Origin of the sequence: Candidatus Vicinibacter proximus, from assembly GCA_016713905.1 — a bacterium.
GTDB classification, from domain to species: Bacteria; Bacteroidota; Bacteroidia; order Chitinophagales; family Saprospiraceae; genus Vicinibacter; species Vicinibacter proximus.
Genome location: JADJOE010000003.1, coordinates 1,432,927 through 1,455,805, shown reverse-complemented (window position 1 = coordinate 1,455,805; position 22,879 = coordinate 1,432,927). Strand labels below are relative to the sequence as shown.

At 37.5% G+C, this 22,879-nt stretch carries 13 protein-coding genes and 1 pseudogene; 12 read left to right on the top strand and 2 right to left on the bottom strand.

The genetic code is table 11. The annotated features are described in order from the left end of the window. Positions 1-6 precede the first annotated feature (6 nt). The 10 genes and pseudogenes from IPJ83_14365 (at position 7) to IPJ83_14320 (ending at position 18,552) form a co-directional block, all read left to right on the top strand. Complete coding sequence (locus tag IPJ83_14365; GenBank protein ID MBK7881726.1) at positions 7-3,270, top strand: M36 family metallopeptidase; 3,264 nt, start codon at positions 7-9, stop codon at positions 3,268-3,270. 96 nt (positions 3,271-3,366) lie between these two features. After that, positions 3,367-4,598, top strand: a pseudogene (locus tag IPJ83_14360) (TCR/Tet family MFS transporter). A gap of 23 nt (positions 4,599-4,621) precedes the next feature. After that, entirely contained in the window at positions 4,622-7,051 is a 2,430-nt protein-coding gene (locus IPJ83_14355) for a T9SS type A sorting domain-containing protein (GenBank protein MBK7881725.1), read from the top strand. Positions 7,052-7,150: 99 nt separating this feature from the next. After that, complete coding sequence (locus tag IPJ83_14350) at positions 7,151-8,266, top strand: PKD domain-containing protein (GenBank protein ID MBK7881724.1); 1,116 nt, start codon at positions 7,151-7,153, stop codon at positions 8,264-8,266. Further along, positions 8,250-8,789, top strand: coding sequence for a T9SS type A sorting domain-containing protein (locus IPJ83_14345; protein MBK7881723.1), 540 nt, complete (start codon positions 8,250-8,252; stop codon positions 8,787-8,789). The genes IPJ83_14350 and IPJ83_14345 overlap by 17 nt, the downstream gene beginning before the upstream one ends. A gap of 126 nt (positions 8,790-8,915) precedes the next feature. Then, on the top strand, positions 8,916-10,703 hold the full coding sequence (locus IPJ83_14340; GenBank protein ID MBK7881722.1) for an ATP-binding cassette domain-containing protein: 1,788 nt from the start codon (positions 8,916-8,918) through the stop codon (positions 10,701-10,703). A gap of 150 nt (positions 10,704-10,853) precedes the next feature. Continuing rightward, on the top strand, positions 10,854-11,405 hold the full coding sequence (locus IPJ83_14335) for a hypothetical protein (protein ID MBK7881721.1): 552 nt from the start codon (positions 10,854-10,856) through the stop codon (positions 11,403-11,405). Between the two features lie 9 nt (positions 11,406-11,414). Then, the gene (gene murB / locus IPJ83_14330; protein ID MBK7881720.1) at positions 11,415-12,419 is read left to right on the top strand and encodes a UDP-N-acetylmuramate dehydrogenase; all 1,005 of its coding nucleotides are present in this window, start codon (positions 11,415-11,417) and stop codon (positions 12,417-12,419) included. A gap of 200 nt (positions 12,420-12,619) precedes the next feature. Next, a complete protein-coding gene (locus IPJ83_14325; protein ID MBK7881719.1) occupies positions 12,620-16,447 on the top strand; it encodes a T9SS type A sorting domain-containing protein in 3,828 nt (1,275 codons plus the stop codon). 11 nt (positions 16,448-16,458) lie between these two features. Beyond that, the gene (locus IPJ83_14320; protein ID MBK7881718.1) at positions 16,459-18,552 is read left to right on the top strand and encodes a PQQ-dependent sugar dehydrogenase; all 2,094 of its coding nucleotides are present in this window, start codon (positions 16,459-16,461) and stop codon (positions 18,550-18,552) included. Positions 18,553-18,614: 62 nt separating this feature from the next. Here IPJ83_14320 and IPJ83_14315 read toward each other — a convergent pair whose 3' ends face one another. Together IPJ83_14315 and IPJ83_14310 are read right to left on the bottom strand one after the other, a co-directional pair. Further along, entirely contained in the window at positions 18,615-19,562 is a 948-nt protein-coding gene (locus IPJ83_14315; GenBank protein ID MBK7881717.1) for a nitronate monooxygenase, read from the bottom strand. Positions 19,563-19,576: 14 nt separating this feature from the next. Beyond that, positions 19,577-20,566, bottom strand: a complete 990-nt coding sequence (locus IPJ83_14310) for a ketoacyl-ACP synthase III (GenBank protein MBK7881716.1) — start codon at positions 20,564-20,566, stop codon at positions 19,577-19,579. Positions 20,567-20,825: 259 nt separating this feature from the next. On the opposite strand from IPJ83_14310, the gene IPJ83_14305 reads away from it, so the two are divergent. Both IPJ83_14305 and IPJ83_14300 read left to right on the top strand, forming a co-directional pair. Continuing rightward, positions 20,826-21,638, top strand: coding sequence for a thioredoxin family protein (locus IPJ83_14305; GenBank protein ID MBK7881715.1), 813 nt, complete (start codon positions 20,826-20,828; stop codon positions 21,636-21,638). Beyond that, positions 21,638-22,870: an imidazolonepropionase gene (locus IPJ83_14300; protein ID MBK7881714.1), complete on the top strand. Its 1,233-nt coding sequence runs from the start codon at positions 21,638-21,640 to the stop codon at positions 22,868-22,870. The genes IPJ83_14305 and IPJ83_14300 overlap by 1 nt, the downstream gene beginning before the upstream one ends. Positions 22,871-22,879: the final 9 nt, after the last annotated feature.

Below are 22,879 nucleotides of genomic sequence, written 5' to 3'. Positions count from 1 at the left end.
GTAATCATGAGATTTTTTTTGTTTCTAATCACTTTTTTAACATTTTTTTCATTTCAGCTTAATGCTCAATTATCTGAAAAATACATTTTGGGTATAGTTGATTCAAAGAAACTGAATCCTCCTCTTGGACAAATTAAAATATCCTCTCAATATCGGGATGCTCAAACCGGAATAACACATGTGTATCTTAATATGGAGTTAAATCAAATTCCTGTGTTTGGTCTTGATTTAGCAATTCATTTGGATGATAAAGGTAATTTGATTTACAGAACGGGAGGATTTCCAACTCATCTTAAATTGGCAGATCGAGAATTTCATTTTGAACATAGAACAGAATATTTAATTCAAAAATTTCTAAGAAGTCATCAGTGTGTTGAACAACCTTTTAAACAGTTGGATAGAAATTCTTCAGAGCCGCAATGGCAACATTTTGCTTTAATGAAAAGTAAAAATGACTTGCTTAAGTTTAAAAAGGTATATTATTTTCAGAATGATAAATTGACAGCAGCTTACAATATTTATTGGCAAAGAAATCAACCTTTAGAATGGTGGAATAGCATTATAGATGCAACAACCGGGAACATTCTTTTTGAAGATAATCAAATGAAATCATGCTCATTTGATCATTTTCATTTCGCGGAGAAAAGTGCTTTTAGTAAATTTTCTTTTGCTCAAAGTGCAGCTTCTTGTAATTCATGTTACAATGTTTTTTCTCTGCCGATTGAAAGTCCTTCTCATGGATCTAGAAGTATTGTGTACAGTCCTTGGATAAAGGGAGGTAATGCAAGTCCAATTGGCTGGCATCATGATGGATTTATAAATTACTATTCCAGCCAGGGTAATAATGTAGATGCTTATGAGGATATGGATGATGACAACTATCCCACAGGAGGGGATGCTGCCAGAGCTGTGGGTGGCCCTCAAATAGATTATGATTTTCCGTACAACCCATCTTTGCCACCAATAAATAATAAAAATTCTGCCATTACAAATTTGTTTTATTGGAACAATATCATGCATGATGTTTGGTATCAGTATGGTTTTAATGAACAGACAGGAAATTTTCAATACAATAATTTTGGGCGCGGTGGTTTGGATTTGGACAATGTCATTGCAGAGGGTTTGGATTTTATTGATGGTGCAAGAAATAATGCAAATTTTGGTACTCCACCGGATGGTTATCCTGCACACATGCAGATGTATGTCTGGCAAAAACCAAATCAGGATACCATCATTATTGAAGCGCCTGTTCAAATCGCTGGAAAAATAATGTATGTTGCTTCAGCTATTAGCCCTGAAATTAAAGCACCTCTTAATGGTCAGCTGATCTTGGTAAATGATGGATCAAGTAATCCTTCTCTGGGGTGTGCAAATTTTATAAATAGTGCGCAGGTGAATGGAAACATTGCATTGGTGGATAGGGGAAGTTGTACGCTTTATAGTAAGATTATCCGATCCCAAAGCGCTGGAGCAAAAGCAGTCGTAATGATAAACAACGAGCCACACGAGCCTTTTGTAATAGGTGGTTTCAAAAGTGGTATTAACATTCCAGTTGTAATGATCGGTAAATTGGATGGTGAGAGAATTAAAAATGCAATAGCTTCAGGCGTATCTATTACTCTTCTCCCAAGTTCTGCATTTAAGTTAAAAGTAAATAATGAATCTTTAATTTTTTCGCAAGCAAGTTTTGGCGGAAAAATTCCTGCCGGGTTAACTGCCAAGTGTGAGCTAGCATTGGATAATGTAAATAATATAAATGATGCTTGCCAAAGTCTGATAAACGGTGCAGCAATTAATGGTTCTTTTGCATTGATTGAAGAAGGTAACTGTGAAGTTTCTTATAAGGCATATCAGGTGCAGCAATCAGGGGCTGTTGCAGCTTTGGTTTGTAAAGTAGGGCCAGGTTACCCGGATTCCTTACAAAATGGAACTTATGGGCCTTTAGTGAATATTCCTGTGCTTGGTTTAAGTGAAGCAGACTGCATAAAAATAAAAAATTTATTACCCGTTCAGGCTACATTAACGAATACACTGCCTGCATTGGCTGATGGGGATTTTGATGCCGGAATAATTGCGCATGAATATGGACATGGGATATCTACCAGATTGACTGGTGGTCCTAATAATTCAAATTGCCTTTCCAATGCAGAACAAGCAGGAGAAGGTTGGAGTGATTATTTTGGTTTGGTAATGACCCAGAAGGTCATTGATCATCCTTACAAACCAAGAGGCATTGGTTCATGGCCTAGTGGGCAACCATATTATGGTGTAGGGGTCAGACCTTCTGTTTATTCGGTAGATTTGAATGCATGTCCTGCGGATTATAAAATGTTGCGAGACCTGATCAACATATCTCAACCACACGGGATAGGTTATGTTTGGTGTGCAATGATTTGGGATTTGAATTGGGCCTTGGTGACTAAATACGGATTTGAGCAGGATATTTACAAATCTAATTCTTCCGCCGGAAACATTAAAGCCAATAAATTAATCATGGAAGGATTTAAATTGCAAGCATGCAGTCCCGGGTTTGTTGATGCAAGAAATGCAATTTTGAAGGCGGATTCCATTTTATTTGGTGGCGCAAATGTATGTGAAATATGGAATGTGTTTGCCAGACGTGGTTTAGGTTATAGCGCTAATCAGGGTTCTTCTTTGAGACGTGATGATGGTGTGCATGCATACAATCTTCCACCTAATTGTGGTTTGATGAGTGAGGCTGAGCTATTTGGACAAAGACCGCTCGCTCTGGAAGAGTTGGCGTTATTTGTTGAAAAGAAGGGGAAGGACGCATGGTTGAATTGGACAGTTATCCACAATGAAGATTTGGTTGGATACGAACTTATTCGCAAATCTAAATTCCTGGGCACTGAAACAGTTGCTAAACTGTCTCCATCAACAAATACTTATGTAGATGCTAAAATATCAGGGAATGGAGAACTCTATTACCAATTAATTGCAAAGGGTATTGATGGTAAGGAAATGGCAAGTAATTGGGTTACGATTAATTTTCAGAGTTCTGAAAAGGATTGGACTTTATCCCCTAATCCTGTAAATTCAGAATTAAGGATTTCCCACCAAATAAAAGGTTCAATCGAGGTCTATGTTCGGTTATTGGATTTAAATCTTAAAGAATTGGATGCTAATCACTTTCGATTGACCGAAGGAGACTTTATTAGTTATAATACGTCCTACTTGATCCCCGGCACTTACTTGATTTGTATGGAAGTCAATGGACAAAAACAGTACCAACGCTTTGTAAAACTATAGATGTGAACCTGGCCTCGTATTTAACACAACATCAATTCAATTCTCTCAATTTATACATAGTGCAATAATGTCCTATCTTCGTGGCCGTTATTTGGTATGAATGGAATGAAAAGAGCTTTTGTATTTATATTTCTTACGGTTTTAATTGATGTAACTGGGCTTGGAATTATTATTCCTGTAATGCCTGATTTGATAAAGCATCTTACCGGAGGAGATCTTAGTGAAGCATCCTATTACTCAGGCTGGATGTCGGCCAGTTACTCCATCATGTTGTTTGTATGTGCTCCGATTATGGGCGCGCTAAGTGATCAATACGGAAGGAGACCGGTATTACTACTTTCACTTTTTGGTTTTGGGCTGGATTATATTATACAGGGATTTGCTCCTAATATCGTTTGGTTGTTTGTTGGTAGAATACTTGCAGGTGTTACAGGGGCGTCCTATTCCACAGCAGCTGCTTATATTTCAGATATGAGTGAGCCAGAGAAAAAAGCACAAAACTTTGGTTTAATCGGGGCAGCTTTTGGTTTAGGTTTTATTATTGGACCCTTACTTGGTGGAGTTTTAGGGCAGTTTGGATTTAGAGTACCTTTTTCGGGTCAGCAGTCTTGGCATTGGCCAATGTCGTTTTTGGCTTATTTGTACTCCCTGAGTCCCTAAATTTAGCCAATAGAAGAAAATTTTCCTGGAGGCGGGCAAACCCGATAGGAACCTTCAAAGTACTTACTAAGTATTCTGTTTTAAGAAGTTTTATTCTCATACTTTTTTTGGTGTATTTGGCCCATTACTCCTTACAAGCCACCTGGGCGTTTTATACGATGGAAAAATTTAAATGGGATGCAGTACACGTTGGGTACTCACTTGCTTTTGTAGGATTAATGATGGCTATAGTACAAGGTGGCTTAAGTCGAATTTTAATACCAAAATTTGGGCCTGTAAATTCGATATATTTCGGGATGAGTATGGCCATTTTAGGTTATCTTGCTTATGCTTTTGCACCTTCTGGAATTTATATGTATTTAATCATGGTTCCTTTTTCTTTGAGTGGTATTGCAGGGCCGTCCATTCAAGGCCTGGTGGCAAATCAGGTGCCCGCCAATGCACAGGGTGAACTTCAGGGTGGGTTGACTTCTTTGATGAGCATAACTGCAATTTTTGGTCCGCTTTTAATGACTTTTCTTTTTAACTATTTTACAAAGACTTCCAGCCCAATTGTATTTCCCGGCGCTTCTTTTTTTATGGCCTTTCTATTAACTTCCACCGCCTTGTTTTTAGTCATTGCACCTCTGAAAAAAATCAAGTCAAATCTTAGTGCCAAAAATCATTAGCTAAATTATTTTAATCTCTTCATATGAAATTTAGTCAAGTCGTTTTTTTTACATTTTTAATAGGGAGCTTATCTGCACAGCCTTTGATTCATGAATATTCTTGTCATCATGCGGAAAGACCTGTAATAAAGCAAGAACCAACAATCCAGGAATTGCAAATAATAGAAAACTCAAATAGAAGAAGTGATTCAATTAATATACTCAATTACTCCATTTATATTGACGTTACGGATGCAAAAAATAAAAGTATAACTGCGCATACTACAGTTACCTTCAAAACAAAATTGCCGGAGCTCGAATGGATTATTCTTGATCTAAAGGACTTGACAGTAGATTCAATTTATTATAAAGGCCGGAAGTTGAATTTTAATTACAGAGACCAATTGATTCAGGCTTATTTTGGTGAAAAGTTGGCCCTAGATTTGGTTGCTTCCCTGGATATATTTTATCATGGAGTACCATCAAGAGATCCAGTGTGGGGTGGTTTTTATTTTGCAGATCCTTACATCTATAATCTGGGCATAGGTTTATCGACTACGCCACCTAATTTTGGAAAAGTGTGGTTTCCTTGCTTTGATAATTTTGTGGAAAGAAGTACTTATGATTATTATGTGACATCAGTGGCACCTGCAAGGGCGTATTGTGTAGGGACATTTGTTTCTGAAGATTCTTTAGATGACAATCGTATATACAGACATTACAGCATGAAGGATGAAATCCCCACCTACCTTTCAAGTATTGCAGTATCAGAATATGTTATTGAAAAATCAAATCATACGGGTGTATTTGGAAACGTACCTATTGAGTTGATTGCACGTAAAACGGAAATCAACCAAATGAAAAACCAGTTTGACAAACTGCCAAAAGCAATCGATGCCTTTGAATTTTGGTTTGGGCCATACCGTTTTGAGAGGGTTGGATTTGTAGCAACGACTCAGGGTGCTATGGAACATCCTACAAACACTGCCTACCCGGTAGGAACCATTACGGGAGGGGATCTCACTCAAAATGAAAGATTGTTTGCACATGAGTTTGGTCATCAATGGTGGGGAAATTTAACCACCTTAGATGATGCCAGAGACATGTGGATCAAAGAAGGAAATGCAGAATACAGCGCACATTTATTTTTTGAATTTGCCTACGGAAGAGAACGGTTTGTGAAAGTGGTAAAAGAGAATTTGGCTAATATTATTTTTAATGCCCACTTGAACGATGGCGATTATTTACCACTGTCCCCAATGCCTTATGAAAGTACTTATGGAACCCATACTTACAGAAAAGGTGCAGCAATGATACATAACTTAAGAGGGTATCTGGGTGATTCAGCATATCGAAAAGTTTGTCATGTGATTTTTGATAGCTTAAGCGGTACTTCGATGAATGCTTTTCAATTTCGCGATTTCCTCAACAGGAATAGTGGAAAGGATATGACCAATTTTTTTAACGATCATATTTTTAATCGGGGCTATTGCGCTTTTTTTGTGGATAGTTTTGAGTTTAAGACTGTGAATGGGAAAAATTATGCGGATGTCAATATCAAACAAAAGGGACATCATGCTGATCATATATTTACTGAGGCACCTTTGAAAATTAGTTTTTATGATCGTAACTTGAATAGATTTGAAAATTCTCTCGTGCTCAGTGGATCCTCTTCCTGGCGTACTATTGAATTACCCAATAATTTCCAAACTGCATTTATCCTACTGAATGATGGCCAGGAATTAAATCTTGCCAGTCTTCAAGATCAGACAATAGTGAGTAAAACTGGTGGGATAAGTCTGAGTGGTTCCGGTATGTCACCCAATGTAGCAGAAATAACAGACAGTGCATTCGTGCATATCGTCCATCATCTCGTAGGACCATCTGCCGATAGAAAACTGGACAATGTTCTGAAAATTTCTACCAACCATTTCTGGCAAGTAAATACACTTCCATTTGGGAAGTTGAAATTAACCGGTAGGTTGGATTATAATGGTTCAAATGCCCAAGGACTGGATGCAGATATTATTTATACTTCTGAGGATAGCGTAATATTGGTCTATAGAAAAGATTGGACTGAACCATGGAGAGAATACTCAGATTATACCCGGCTAAAAGTTACACCAAATGATCGCAGAGGATTCATGAGATTAGATGTTTTAATTCCGGGAGAATATGCACTCGCCAATGGGTATTCATCACTTTCTAAAGTTTCTGAAGAGAGATTTGTGAAATTGGATATTTTCCCAAATCCTGCACATGGAATTGTAAATGTCAAGTTGCCTGAGCAGTCAGGGATTGCCGCACTTCAATTAGTGGATATTCAGGGAAGGTGGATAAGAACACTGGAGGTTAAGGATCCAATAACAGAAAAAACTTTTGATATTTTAAATTATTTGCCGGGTATATATCAGGTTTTAGCTTTGGATAAATCAGGGATTACTATCGGTTGTACGCAATTAGAGATTCGTTGATTTTTAAATAACCATCAATTTGATTGGATAATTGAGACAATTAGGTTATTTTAATATATATTTGTATATATTATTTCACAAAAATTGTAAAAGTTATATATGAAAAATTTTCTCCCCGTTTTTTTTCTAATGATGATCCTTCCATTTATTGGGATCACACAACCGGGCAACACCGGGTTTAAAATATACGGTACCGTATACAATACAGACAAGGAAGTGGTTTCGGGTTGGGATGTTTTGATCACCGGAGAGCAGAATGCAGCATGGAAAATCAGAACGGATAAAAATGGATTCTATTCACAGGTGGTTCCTTTTCTCAAAGACCCATCCTCTGTTTATTTAATTCAGGTTATTGACCCTTGTGCCCGTCCTGCCTTGGTTCAGAAAGCAAATGGTGCCAATGGATCTGAGCAGCACGACTTTATAATTTGCAAGCAAAGTGCACCAAACCCTTGTAAAATTGAGTTCACTTTTAAACAAGCAGCAAATGAATTGTGGGTTGAATTTATAGCTCAGCCACAATTGAAAGATGCTAAATATTATTGGGATTTTGGGGATGGTCAAAGAGGTGAGGGAGCCAGCATTAAGCATCAATATGCAAATTCAGGATCTTATAAAGTTACCCTTAAAGTTTCCTCTCCGGCTTGTATCGGAGATGTGGTTAAGGAAGTAGAAGTGAAACTGTTGACTGCACCCCCACCTAATCCTCCAAAGACAAGTTTTGAAGCACATTGCTGTGGAGCCATCCAAATACTTCCAACACCTGTATCTACTACTGCGGGCGGAAATTCTTATAAATTTTATGCAAAGGGAGATTTTAAAGTCCTTAATGTGGAATGGAATTTTGGTGATGGCGATTTTGGCAAGGGAGTTGAAGTGGTACATACCTATAAGGCACCTGGTAAGTATAGGGTAACTGCTTTGATAATTGGAGAAGAATGTAAAGTGGAATTAAATTTATGGGTAATCATAAATCAGAAAGTAAGTCCTCCTTCACCATGTAATTATGATTTCAGTTATAAAACCAATGGACTAAATGCGTCATTTAGTTTAAATTCAAGAGTGGTGCCGGATAAAATCCAGTGGTCTTTTGGGGATGGAACGAATTCAAATGATTTAAATCCATCTCATGTTTTTGGTAAAGCAGGAGAATATAAAGTTACCCTGGAGTTAGTGGTAAATGGTGAATATTGTAAAGTTGAAAAAACCCATTAAAGTGGGCAACAATGTAGGCCCATGTCCGTTTGATTTTGACTTTTCCGCCGACCAGTTGACGGTAAAATTCAGACCTTCCTTCCAGCAAAAATACGAAAGCCTGATTTGGTATTTTGGGGACAGAGCGGAATCCAAAGAAGAATTTCCGGTACATACCTATGCTAATGAAGGTGTTTATCAGGTTACATTGGTTGCATTTTTTAACGGGGTTCCTTGTAAGGTGACAAAAGATTTGAAAATCTCTAAATTTCAAAATCCTCCTGTAGGAATTGCAATTGTTGACATCAATCCTAATCCGGTAGATGAGAATATGATGGTAAAAATTAAAAGCAGTTCAAAAGTTAACGTTACCCTTACTGTGGCTGATGTTACCGGAGTTAACCTTAAGAAAATTCCGGTAGCTCTGGAAGTAGGGGAAAATGTGGTGGATTGGAATGTTGCAGAGCTTGCTACTGGAACCTACCTGGTTTATGTTTATCACGAGAATACGATTGTTTCAAGATATAAGTTTCAGAAGAATTAACTTATTCATTACCACATTTAGATACAGAAGAGCCGTTCCTTGTGAATGGCTTTTTTGTTTTACTAATGGTAGGGATGGAATTCTGAGATTTAGAACTCTTTTGGCATTGACTTGTTGAAGAATATCATGGCAGAAAAAAACAAAATAACCAAGGAAGGTTTTCTAAAGGCTTATCGTATTCTTCGATTCATCAAACCGTATAAATGGTCCTTTATTTTGGGCATGGTGTGTCTTGTTATTTCAAGCTCCATGTTTATGGTGTTTCCCGCAGCTGCAGGAGAAATGGCAAATACTGCAATAGGTAAAGGTACCTGGAATTTAAAAGTCTCTCAGTTTGGTTTGCTTTTTCTGGTGATCCTTATATTTCAGGGAATTTTGTCTTATTTTAGAACACTTTTTTTTGCCCGAGTCAGCGAAAAGGGCATAGCCGACGTGCGGAAGGCTCTTTATCAAAAATTGATCACCCAGAATATTTCATTTTTTGAAAGTCAAAGGGTTGGTGAACTAACCAGCAGGATCACTGCTGATGTGGAACAATTGCAAAGTGCATTTTCCATTACCCTTGCTGAATTTATCCGTCAGATCGTTGTTTTGGTTTTTGGTGTGGTCATTATAGCATGGATGGCTCCTCATCTTTCCCTCATTATGTTGTTGACATTTCCGCTCATTGTTATCAGTTCTATGTGGTTTGGACGATACATCAGATCCTTGTCTAAAAAGCGACAAGATAGTCTGGCCAGTACGAATATAATTGTGGAAGAAAGTTTTCAGTCCTTCTCCACAGTAAAAGCATTTACGAATGAAAAATATGAAATAAACAGATACAGTAAATCAATTATGGAAATGGTTGGGATATCCATGGAGTATGCCAGGATGCGCGGTATATTTTTTATTTTCATCATTACTGTTTTATTTGGGGGTTTGTTTTTTATTCTCTGGCGAGGTGCTATGATGGTGCAGGCTGGAGAGATGCAAGCCGGGGATTTATTTTCTTTTATTATTTATACCGGCATAATAGGAGGTGCAATTGCAGGCTTGGGTAATTTATATTCCACTTTGGCCGGATCCATCGGTGCAACGGAAAGAATTCAGGACATAATTGCTCGGGAAGTTGAAATTGCGGATCAGCAATTGCACGAAAATCCTGAAATAAAATTAAGAGGAAAAATAGAGTTCTTGAATATTAACTTCTCTTATCCTTCAAGAACAGATGTGGAAGTGCTAAAAGAGATTAACTTCAAAGTTGATCAAGGACAAAGAATCGCATTAGTGGGTCAAAGTGGTGCCGGAAAATCAACCGTAATCCAATTACTCATGAGGTTTTATGAACCAACGTCGGGAGAGATATATATCGACGATAAACCCATTGAATTTTACGATTTGCTTGCATATCGAAAGAACATAGCCATCGTCCCGCAGGAAATTCTTCTTTTTGGGGGCACCATAAAAGAAAATATACTTTATGGAAAGCCTTCTGCGACAGAAGAGGAAGTTATCCAAGCTGCACGGCTTTCTAATTCGCTGGAATTTATCCAATCCTTCCCAGACCAATTTGAAACCATTGTAGGGGAAAGAGGAATTAAATTGAGCGGAGGTCAAAAACAACGCATTGCCATCGCAAGAGCAATTCTACGGGATCCTGCAATACTAATTTTGGATGAGGCAACTTCATCCCTGGATTCGGAGTCAGAAAAAGTTGTTCAAGATGCCTTAGATCGACTCATGCTAAATCGCACATCAATCATCATCGCGCACCGTTTATCTACGGTTAGGGAAGCAGACCGGATTTATGTAATAAAAGAAGGAAGCATAGTGGAATCCGGCAAGCATGTGGAATTACTGGAGCTACCCAACGGTATCTACCGCAACCTGGTTAGCCTCCAACTTGAACCGGAAAATATTCAGATGAATTAATTGTGCCGATTCTGACTATGGGAATTATTCCTGTGAAGGTTTTGATATATCTTTATCAAAAATTTAAATCACTTGAAGCGGACAATTTATTCAGCATTTGTACTTTTTATTTTTCTTTCTCATTCCTGCTTTGCTCAATGGACTTCATCTATGATTTTGGGAATTGATATGTATCAACAATATAAAAATCCCACACACGTTTCTGACAAAGGTGCAAGCAATTCGTCCGGTGCAGCTTTACTCTCCATTCCTTTTGGCATTCAATTTTCCTATGGTAGAAACAATGCATCTGTTGCATTAGAGGCTGGCGCTAACATATCTCCTTTGGCTTTTGATGTAAGCGAATATAAAGGACTGGGGGCAGTTTCCTTTCCACTGATGGCAAAAATAAATTTTGGTGCGCTGACTGGTCACAGCAGTAATAGACTAATAGGGTATTCCCTGGGTGGGGGTGTTCAATTGAATAGAACAGAATTATTTGGACTGACGGATAATTACAAAGAATTAAACAGACGCTTCTTCTCTACTTATGTTTGTGAAGTGGGATTTGGCGGAGGGGTTGGAGGATTTAATGCCATTTTTTATGTAAAAATTGGATTGAATAAAGAAGAGGCGTTTTCCTTTAACTCCGGGTTGGTTACCAAAACAAATTTATTTCAAACCAAATCCTCCCCTAAGAAAAAATCAATTCAACAAAGCTAACCTTGAAATATGCCAACATCTATATCCTTGAAAGAATTCAATAGCTTTCAAATAAAATCTTTTGGAAAAGAAATTCATTTTATAAAATCTGAGGCAGATCTGATTCCTTTTTATGGAAGAAATCCTGATGAATATTACATACTTGGAGAAGGAAGTAATGTTTTGATGATGTCTGAAATCAGTAAGGTCATTTTAAAAAATGAAATCAAAGGGATCGAAATTATTCACGATGGACCTGAAGATGTTACCCTGCGTATCGGGGCTGGAGAAAATTGGCATCAATTGGTATTATGGGCATTGGCAAACAATTATTTTGGGATTGAAAATCTAAGTCTTATACCCGGCAGTGTAGGAGCTGCACCGGTGCAGAATATTGGTGCATATGGTGTGGAAATATCGGAAGTATTTGTACGTCTTGAGGGCATTCACTTAAAAGAAGGAAAAAGAATGTCCTTAAATAAAAAAGCTTGTGCATTGGGTTATAGGGACAGTATTTTTAAACATGATTTAAAGGATGTTTTTTTTATCAGTTATGTACATTTAAAACTATCAAAAACACCTAATCCAAAGTTTGAATATGGGGATTTAAAATCTAATCTTAATGCAGCTGGAATTTTACACCCCTCGCCAATAGATGTAAGTAATGCAGTCATTTCTATTCGACAAAGCAAACTTCCGGACCCCAAAATCCTTGGAAATTCTGGGAGTTTTTTTAAAAATAATTTGCTGACTAAAAATGAATTTGATGCATTGCATGAACGCTTTCCGGAAATGCCATTTTTTAAACAGGAGAATGGCACTTATAAAATCCCCACAGCTTGGTTGATAGAATCTTGCGGTTACAAGGGTAAGAGAGAAGGTGATGTCGGTTGCCATGAAAAACAGGCACTTGTTCTTGTTAACTATGGATCAGCCAAAGGGGAAGAGGTTTTAGCCTTTTCTGAGAAAATTGTGGATGCTATTGAACAACGTTTTGGAGTTCAATTGGAAAGAGAGGTGAATGTTTTATCATAAATGCAAAAAATCCTCAAAAAGTTATCTAGTAATTTGTATATCATGTTTATACAAATAAACAATTTGTTTAATATCAAAAATTATTGTTGCATTCAGAAGGAAAAGGTTATTTTTATATTGTAATCTATAGCATTATCCAATTTTGGTTTCGATATTTTTAAAAAAGATTTCTATTATTTTGGATAAAATAACCACCTGACATGTCAATTCTATTTTACCTGTTCAGTTTTTTAACAGCGGCTATCCATTCGGCTCAACCCCAGCCCACAACCTGTGCATGCAGCAGGATGGCAGACTCACTTGTTCTGGTAAAGTTATTTGAGTCCACCAATGGCGCAAACTGGAGTATTAAGTGGAATTTTAACCAGGGCATGGATAACTGGTACGGCATAAATCTGGATGGAATAGGTTGTGTTAGAAACCTCAGTTTAAGTGATAACAACCTTACAGGGAACATTCCACCCGAATTAGGTTTACTTACCAATCTTAAGGTGTTAAACCTATTTAATAACCACTTAACAGGCATTATTCCGATTAGCCTGGGAGGGCTTAATCAGCTTGAAGAATTGAATTTGGAAAACAATCAATTGACTGGAACTATCCCATCCAGTTTCTTAGGTCTAACAGCACTGAAACAAGCATCATTTTCTGATAATAATTTATCTGGTAATTTTCCATTGGTGCTTACCGATATAACCACTTTGAATCAATTGCGGTTATCCAATAATTTTTTCACAGGCACTATTCCACCCGGAATTTCTAAGTGGAATCAAATTAACTTAATTGATTTTAGTAATAATCAGTTTTCCGGAAATTTACCTCCTAACATTAGTTTAATTAGAACTTTGAAGGAATTGTATCTTTCGAATAATCAATTTACCGGCGAACTTCCTGGTTCCATGTCATTGCTTACCAATCTTCGTAACGTCTGGTTAAACAATAATCAATTTACCGGCCTGGTACCTGATTTGACACTTGCGCCTCTTTTAAGTTTACGATTGGAGTACAATAATTTTACAGACATCCCTGATTATAGTAGTTTGAGAACATGGGGAAACAGTGAACCATTTGGGTTAGTGATACATCATAATAATTTTACATTTGAAGATTTAATTCCATTACAAAAATTACCAAAGAATTTTTATTTCAGTTTTAAACCTCAGAATCCAATTCCATTGGATTCAATAATTTTTGTTCCTAAGGCAGCTAATTACAACATCAGATTGTTTACTGATCCGCAAATTCCGGATAATAATTACAAATGGTTTAAAGACACCGCAGTCGTATTTATCACCAACCAAAACTACTATCCACTGATTAACATGATGGAAGAAGACGAAGGTTATTATTCCGGGTCTGTAACCAACAATGCCATTGCGGAATTTGATATTAAGATCAGCAAAACCAGAGTGGTATTTACTCTTCCGGGAAGGTGTGACAATCCGGCAAGTGGAACAATTTGTGAAGAAGCTCCTCACTTTTGCAATACATTGGATTTGCATAATTATTGCGGAAGTTTTCGGTCAGCAGACTCCAGTCATTTGGGAGAATTTGTTTGCGATAGTCTTGGTAGTCTGGAGAATCCTGTTTGGATTTCTTTTACAGCACCAACGGATTCCATAGTGTTGGAAATTTTTCCTATGACTTGTGAAGAAATCAATGTAGGTGGACAGCTGTATAATGGATTGCAGGCGGGCATTTACAAAGCTTGTGATGCCACTGGCGAAAGAGTGCTTTATTGTATGCCTGAATGTATGAATGGACCTTTTTTAATTGGGGGTGGAGGTTTTGTAAAAGGCGATAGATACTTATTGATGCTGGATGGTTGCAAAGGTAATTTTTGCAATTTTCTGATTAAAGTAGTTAAAGGTAAGGCAAATCTAAACCTAAGTATATCAGGTGGAGTGTCCGGGGTACGTGCATTCTGTCCTGACACGCTGGAACATTTGTTCTCTTTAAGTCCCGTCTTTGGTGCAACTTCTTACAGCTGGTTTTTAAATGATACTTTAAATCAAATCACAACAGATACTATTGTTAGACTGAAGAATCTTAATTCAGGAATTTATAAGATAGCCGTAAGAGCAACCAACGAATGTGATACAACGGATGAAATATTTACGACTTTTCAGATTTTTCCAAAGTTAATTACTACAAATCAGGAAGTAAAAAAGTTTTTCAATGATTCTGTATATCGGATAAGTTTTACCATTCAGGGTGGAACAAAACCTTATAATGTGAATAAAGGTTCCGGTGTGATCGATAGCAGCACTGGTAAATTTGTTTCGGACTTTATTTTATGTAATTCATCCTATCTGGTTGAAATAATTGACCGACGAGGATGCATAACCCAAATAGCTGGATTTGAAAATTGCAATTGTACTTCTTTTGCTGGAAATTTGCCGAATGATACTATGCGCTTGTGCGAAAGTCAGAATTTGATAGGTAAAACGCTTGGAAATGAGAAAAAAGACTCAGGGGATGCAGCCATTTTTGTTCTATATACTAATTTTCAAAACCCTGTTGGAAGCATCATTAAAACAAGTAAAAATGGTGTGTTCCCATTCGATCCTATTAATTTTAAATTCAATACGCCCTATTATTTAGCACATGCCATCAGCCGAACCAATAGTCAGGGAAATATCAATTTTCTACATCCTTGTCTCAGCCTTTCAAACTCTCAGGTAATTTATTTTTTTCCAAGACCTATAGTTTCAGCAGGAGGAGATCGCTCTTTTTGTGGATTTGGCGGTGCGTTAATGGCTAGTGGAAATTTTATCAAAGGCAACTGGCGTTTAGTTTCTGGACCAGGGAATGCTTTGTTCCAAAGTAAAGACAGCTCTTTCTCAACAGTTACGGTAGACGTTCAAGGGACTTATACCTTTGCATTTGATGGTCAAAGTTTATACTGTCTTCGCAGTGATGAAGTTAAAATGCAGTTTCTGGATTCCATTAGATTTAATATTTCAGGAAAACCATTTCATTGTCCTGGACAAATAACAAGTTTGGATGCTGGAAGTGGCTATAAAACCTACACCTGGTCCAATGGGGATACCAATAGAATATTGCTGGTTTCATCTCCCGGTAATTTTTGTGTTACAGTAACAGATTTCAATAATTGTGTCGGAGTTTCATGTCTTGAAATACTGTCATCTGATGCACCGACAGCAACGGTGACCGCACCTGATTCTCTATGTACTGGAATAACCGCAGCGATTAAAGTGAACGAGAACTTTTCAACTTATTCGTGGAGTAATGGAAGTACTGATCAAGAAGTCCGGATAGATTCCGGAGGCATGTATTGTGTTACCGTTACTGCGGACAATGGGTGTAGAGATACAGCTTGCATCCAGATCACTGCACTGCCAAGAACCTTGAAAAACCTGTCAGATTCCGCATGCTTTGATACAGATTATGTATTCGGTTCTAAACCGTATAAAGTACCAGGAAATTATGAAATCATTTATCCTGGTGCCGGGCGAGGAGGTTGTGACAGCGTCATTCGATTAAATCTTTTTGCTTATCCTGTGATTGAAATAAAAGATTCCATAATCAAACATGACAAAGGTACCGGAAATGGTTCAATTTCTGTCACGCTCAAAGGGGGTGTAGGAACTTATCGGTATTTATGGAACACAGGTGATCGTACTTCCAGCATCAACAACTTAATTTCAGGAGTCTATGTACTCACTGTCAGGGACGACAAAAACTGTGTTCGTGTTTTTAGGTTTACAGTCCGGTTAGAAACAGCTTCACAGGATGTTTCATTAGACAGGGAAATAATAGTTTTTCCTAACCCATCTAGCTTGGGGCAAGAAATTTTTTGGCAATCCAGGTATCCTTTTTCACAAGCAACAATAGAGGTTTATAAAACGGATGGTACGATGGTTTACAAAGAGCAATTTTCATACATTAAAGAATTAACTCCTTATAATTTAAACTTTAATTTTGATTCGGGAGTTTACCTTTTGCGCTTTACTTCAAATGACGGGTACCGAAGACTTAAAAAGTTAGCAGTAATAAATAAATAAATAGAAGAATTATGTGGAGAGTTTTAGTCGTATGGATGATATTAGTGTTTCCTTTGGTTTCCATTTTTTCACAAAATGCAATTAAGCTCACCAAATTAACCGGCGGACTTTCAATTCCGGTTTATTTGTGTCATGCAGGTGATGACCGGCTCTTTGTCATTGAAAAAGCCGGAAAAATTAGAATTCTTAACAATGGAATTGTTTCTCCTGTTCCATTTTTGGATATCGTAAATAAGGTAAATTCACGTGGAAATGAACAGGGTTTACTCGGCTTGGCATTTCATCCTGATTTTAAAAATAATGGTTTGTTCTATGTGAATTATAATAATAAAATTTCAGTGGGGCAGACTGTAATAGCGGAGTATAAGGTATTTTCCAATAACCCGAATAAAGCGGATAGTTTAAGTGAACGCATACTGCTTACCATTGATCAACCATATTCCAATCACAATGGTGGTTGTATGCATTTTGGAAAAGATGGTTACCTATACATCGGAATGGGAGATGGGGGCAATGGTGGAGATCCTCAAAACCACGGCCAGAATCCAAAAAGTTTGTTGGGTAAGATGTTGCGAATTGAAATTGGAACAAGTTCTACTTATCAGATTCCACCAAGTAATCCATTTGTGAATGATCCTGATGTTTTGGACGAAATCTGGGCAATAGGAGTCCGCAATCCGTGGAGATTCAGCTTTGATAGATTGACTGGAGATATGTGGATTGGCGATGTAGGACAGGGTAACTGGGAGGAAGTGGATTTTGAAGAAAGTGGTTCAGGAGGAGGCAGAAATTATGGTTGGCGTTGCTATGAAGGAAACAAAGATTTTAATACAACAGGATGCAGCCCAAAAAACAAATTTACTTTTCCCATCCATGAATATTTTTCTGATGAAAATAATTTAGGTTGTTCAGTTACCGGTGGCTATGTATATCGTGGTAGCAAACATCCTTCACTTTATGGAACCTACATTTATGGAGATTATTGTAGTGGTTACATTTGGGGAATCAACCAAAAAGCAGACAAAACCTTTGAAAACAAAACACTTTATAAATTCAACAGAAGTCAGATTTCATCTTTTGGAGAAGATGTAAATGGAGAATTGTATTTGATTGCAATTGCTGAAGGTGCAGTGTATAAAATTGCAGATACCTGTAATCTACCTGCAATTCAATTTTTAACCAAGAACCCATTATGTCCGACCAGCACGGATGGACAAATTACCATATCTAACCCAAACCCAACTTACACATATAAATGGAGTACCGGAGACAGCAGTGCTGTTCTGGAAGGTTTAGGTCCAGGAAAATTTTCATTGACAATCACAAGTGGTATCTGCAGCATAGAAGGTGCCGTAGAACTTAAAAGCCCAATACCTGATACAGCATGCATTACTCCTGTTTTTGTCAATGAGATTTGTGAAAATGATTCTGCCATATTGATCGCCTGTGATGCACTCAATGCTGCCAGCTATATCTGGGAAAAAGACAGTGTAGTAATTAGGGACAAGCTAAGTAAAAGAATTTATGTAAATGCTTCCGGAAAATATTCAGTCCAATTTGTAGATACTAATGGTTGTATCTCTTTTCATTCAGGAGAAATTGAAATAATTGTACACCCATCACCGGACAAACCTATAATAATCCAATCCGGAGATACTTTGTTTGCCCCATCAGGTTATAATGCTTACCGTTGGTTCTTAAATGAACAATTGCTTGGCGGAAGTACGGTCAATCAATGGGTTATCACCCAAAAAGGAAGCTACCGTGTAAGTGTAATTGATTCAAATAATTGTGAATCTCTATCCTCTGAACCTTTGTACATCATTCCTCTCGGAGTGGTGAATAATTTTGAAAAACCAATTGGTGTATTCTCATCAGGAGAAAAGAATCATTTCGTATGTTTGGTAAATTCTGATCTCGAGTTTCCCCTTAATTATCAAATTTTGGATGCCCAGGGAAAACCGGTGAGACAGAAAGTGAATTTGTTAGAAAAAACACAGCAATTTAATTTTGAATTGACGAAAGAACCATCAGGAATCTACTTCCTAAAAGTTCAAGACCGTTTCGGTAAAATAATTGGAAGTGTGAGGGTGTTTAAAAATTAGATTATATCTAACTATTGGAATAATAAATCAGCCAGTCAGATATTTTATATTTTTTATTAACGCTAAAGCCCTTTGACCATTCTGTGTATGATCTCTTTGACCGGAAGGATCTCATGAATGAAATCTATTGTAGGGCCGGCACACCAGACATTTTGATAACTTGCAGAAAATGCAGCTTTGGATAATTTATTCATACCATTCCTGTAAACTAAAATCTTAAACCACTTTTTCAGAGTTTTATTCTTACTTAATATTTGCTCCAACCAGTTTTGACGGGTTCCGATTTTTTGCACATACGGAGTATTAATCACGGTGCAGGGTACACCACTTAACTTGGTCGTTTTTACAATGTCTTTAGAACTATACTCTACACATGCTTTTTTGTATTCTTTGCTGACCGGAGACTCAACAGAAGCAATAAATGGAGTTCCTACAGAGACACCACAAGCGCCAAGCGCAAGCATTCGTTTGATTCCATCAGCATTACCTACACCTCCTGCATTGATGATAGGAAGAGATGGAAAAGCTTTGACCAACTGAGGGATAAAATCTTCAGGATTTAAAATTCCACAATGTCCCCCTGCCTGATTATTGACTGCAATTAACGCATCTGGTTTGAAAGCAGCAGCTTTATATGCATATTCCATGTCTGAAACATCGCAAAAAACTTTAATGCCGAGAGGGCGACAGGCATCTATAACGATAGCGGGACTACCAAGAGAAGTAATGATAAAAGGAACCTTATATTCTAAACAGGTTTTAAGTTGTTGCGGTAGTTTATAATTAGAACGGTTTACGATTAGATTAATACCATACGCTTTATTCATGGATTTCAATTCCTCTAAAGCAATCCTAAACTCTTTATCGCTGCGGTAATTTAACGCAGGAATTACACCTGCAATTCCCGAATCCGCAGCAGACTTTACCATAGCTACATTAGATACTAAAAACATCGGTGCCATAATAATCGGATATTGAATTCCGAGCATCATGGTAAGTTTGGTTTCCATAAAATTAAATTAGCTTAATAGGCCCATTTGAGATAAGTGGTCCCCCAGGTAAATCCTCCGCCAAATGCGGTCAAAAGTATGTTATCTCCTTTTTTTAATTTCGGCTCCCATTCCCATAAACATAAGGGTAATGTACCTGAAGTAGTATTGCCATATTTGTGTATGTTGATCATAACTTTTTCAGGGTCAAAATTCAATGCATCTGCAACCCCGTTGATGATTCGGATGTTTGCCTGATGCGGTACAAGCCAATCTATCTGATCAATGGTGAGTTCGTTTCTTTCCAATACACGTTTGATAGTATCTACCATCCCGGTAATGGCAGCTTTGAAAACCGTCTTGCCCTCCTGGTAAACGTAATGTTCACCACGCGCAACGGTCTCTGCACTTGCGGGGCGAAGAGAACCTCCGGCTTTCATGTGAAGATATTCACGACCGGAACCATCTCCCCTAAAAATACTGTCTATAATCCCATTTCCCTCCTCATCAGGTTCTAACAAGACTGCACCTCCACCATCTCCAAAAATAATGCAGGTAGCACGGTCTGTATAATCAATGATAGAGGACATGACATCCATTCCTATCACTATTACTTTCTTGTAGGTCCCAGATTCTATGAATTTTGAACCAGTGGTCAGACCATATAAAAAACCTGAGCAAGCTGCATGGATATCAAAACCAAAAGCATTCTTGATTCCGACTTTGTCACATATTGTATTTGCTGTATCCGGGAAAACCATATCACCTGTAATGCAACAACAAATGACCAACTCAATTTCATCCGCGGAAGTGTTCGTTTTTTTTAAAAGTTTTTCCACCATGATTTTTCCCATGTCAGATGCGCCCTTTCCGGGTTCTTTTAAAATATGTCTTTCCTTTATACCGGTTCTGGAAGTAATCCATTCATCTGTTGTATCTACCATTTTTTCCAGCTCTGCGTTGGTCAGGATATAATCCGGTACATAGCCCTGGATTCCTTTGATGGCGGCACGTCTTTTCTGCATGGTAAGGATTTGGCCGCAAAGATAACTAATGTGCCAGAATTGTTTGGGCAAGTTGTGGATCACCCAATTGTCTCCCTAGTATAAAAGCCCAGAAAAACATTATTATATTAAATAAATTTGTAACATATAAAACACAGTAATACAATAATTAAAATATTAAATAATATTATATTTAATTACAATTTTTTCTTTTGGCATGCAATTTGTGAGAATATCATTGTTTGTAATCAACATTATACAAATTATAAAAATTTATAATATGAAATTTTCACTTTTGTTTTCGATCTTATCGTTTGTGTTCCTTACCAATACACAACTCCGTGCAACAGTATTTTTTGAAGGTAGTCTCCAGGCAGCTAAAGAAAAGGCAAAAAATGAAAGCAAAATTTTGATGCTTAAGTTTGGTGCAAAATGGTGCCTACCATGTCGTTTTATGGATAAAAATGTTTTTACAGATCAGCAAGTCATAGAAGTTTTAACTAAAAATTCAGTGGCCATGGATATAGACATCGATGACGCCGGAGGAATAATTCTGAAAGAAAAGTTTAATGTCAAATTATTACCAACCATCCTTGTTTTTCATCCGGATGGAAGAATAATAGATCGACGGGAAGAATCACTTAACGTAGAAAAATTTGGCGAGTGGATAAATGACTTGGTTGATCAGTTTGATATTAATCCAGTTGTGGTTAATAAAGAAATTAACACATCCTCCACTGTCCAGGATGAAGAGGCTTTTTTCGCTCAAAGGGATAAAGCATTGTCCGCCAAAAGTGAAGAAAATGTGGATTATAAAGAAGAATCTGAACCTGCATCCAGTTATGGTCTTACTGGCCAATTTTATATACAAACAGGGGCTTATAGCAGATTTGAAAATGCACAGATTGAAGCAAACAGACTGGATAAATTATTTAATCAGGATGCCAGTATTCTTGAAGAACAACTGCAAAGTGGAAAAACAATTTTTAAAATTGCTTTGGGTTCTTTCATCACTGAAGAGGAAGCTAATTTGTTCCTTCAAAATTTGGAAAAACATTCTGTGAAAGGGTTGATCCGTAAAATAGAATATTAATGACGGCTCATTTTATCATAAAAAACATCGGCAATCTGCTGATGTGCAGTGAATATCCTGTTCTTTTTAAAAAGGGGCAGGATATGTCTGTTATACCATCTTTTGCCAATGCATGGCTCAAAGTGAGTGACGGCCTAATAGAAGATTATGGTTCCATGGATAAATTTGAAACAAAAAATATCCATGTAATAGATGCTGAGGGTGCTTTGGTTCTTCCCGCATTCGTGGATTGTCACACCCATTTGGTTTTTGCAGAGACAAGAGAACTCGAATTTGTTGATCGGATCAGAGGTTTAACTTATCAGGAAATAAGCGCACGGGGAGGGGGTATTCTCAACTCTGCGCTCAAATTGGCAGCTATGTCTGAAGAAGAACTTTTTCAAAAGTCAAAAGTCAGATTAGAATACGCCATGAATCTAGGCACTGGATGTATTGAGATAAAAAGTGGCTATGGTCTTTCATTTGACCAGGAAATTAAAATTCTTCGGGTGATCAAAAGATTGAAAGAAGAGTTTGAAATTCCAATCAGGGCTACTTTTCTTGGCGCACATTCGTATCCACTGGAATACCGAAACAACCATCAGGGTTACTTGAATATCCTTGTGGACGAAATGCTTCCATATATTGCTGAGCATAAACTTGCAGATTATTGCGATGTTTTTTGCGAACAAGGATTTTTTAGCCCGGAAGAAACTGACCTAATATTAAAAGCTGCATCACAATATGGAATTAAACCGAGGATTCATACGAATCAATTTACCCATTCGGGAGGGATAGGAGTTGCCTTAAAACACCAGGCTATTTCTGTGGATCATTTGGAGGTATTGGATGATTCTGAAATTAACCAATTACTAAATGTTCGGACTATACCTGTAGGCTTACCTGCAGCAGCCTTTTTTATGAATCTCGAATACCCTCCTGCAAGAAAAATGATTGAATCTGGCTTGGGTTTAGCTATAGCAACTGATTACAACCCCGGAACATCACCATGTCCAGATCCTACACTCACTTTTGCACTCTCCTGCATAAAGATGCGTTTATTACCGGAAGAGGTATTAACGGCCATGACCATAAATGCCGCTTGCGCACTTGAATTTCAGGATATCGTCGGGAGTATAGAAAAAGGAAAGCTGGCTCAGTTGATAATTGCCAAACCTGGCGTATCTTTGGCTCAGATTCCATACGGAATTTCGTCAAACTGGATAAACCGCGTCATTTTAGGAAGGGCCTAAGCACATTTT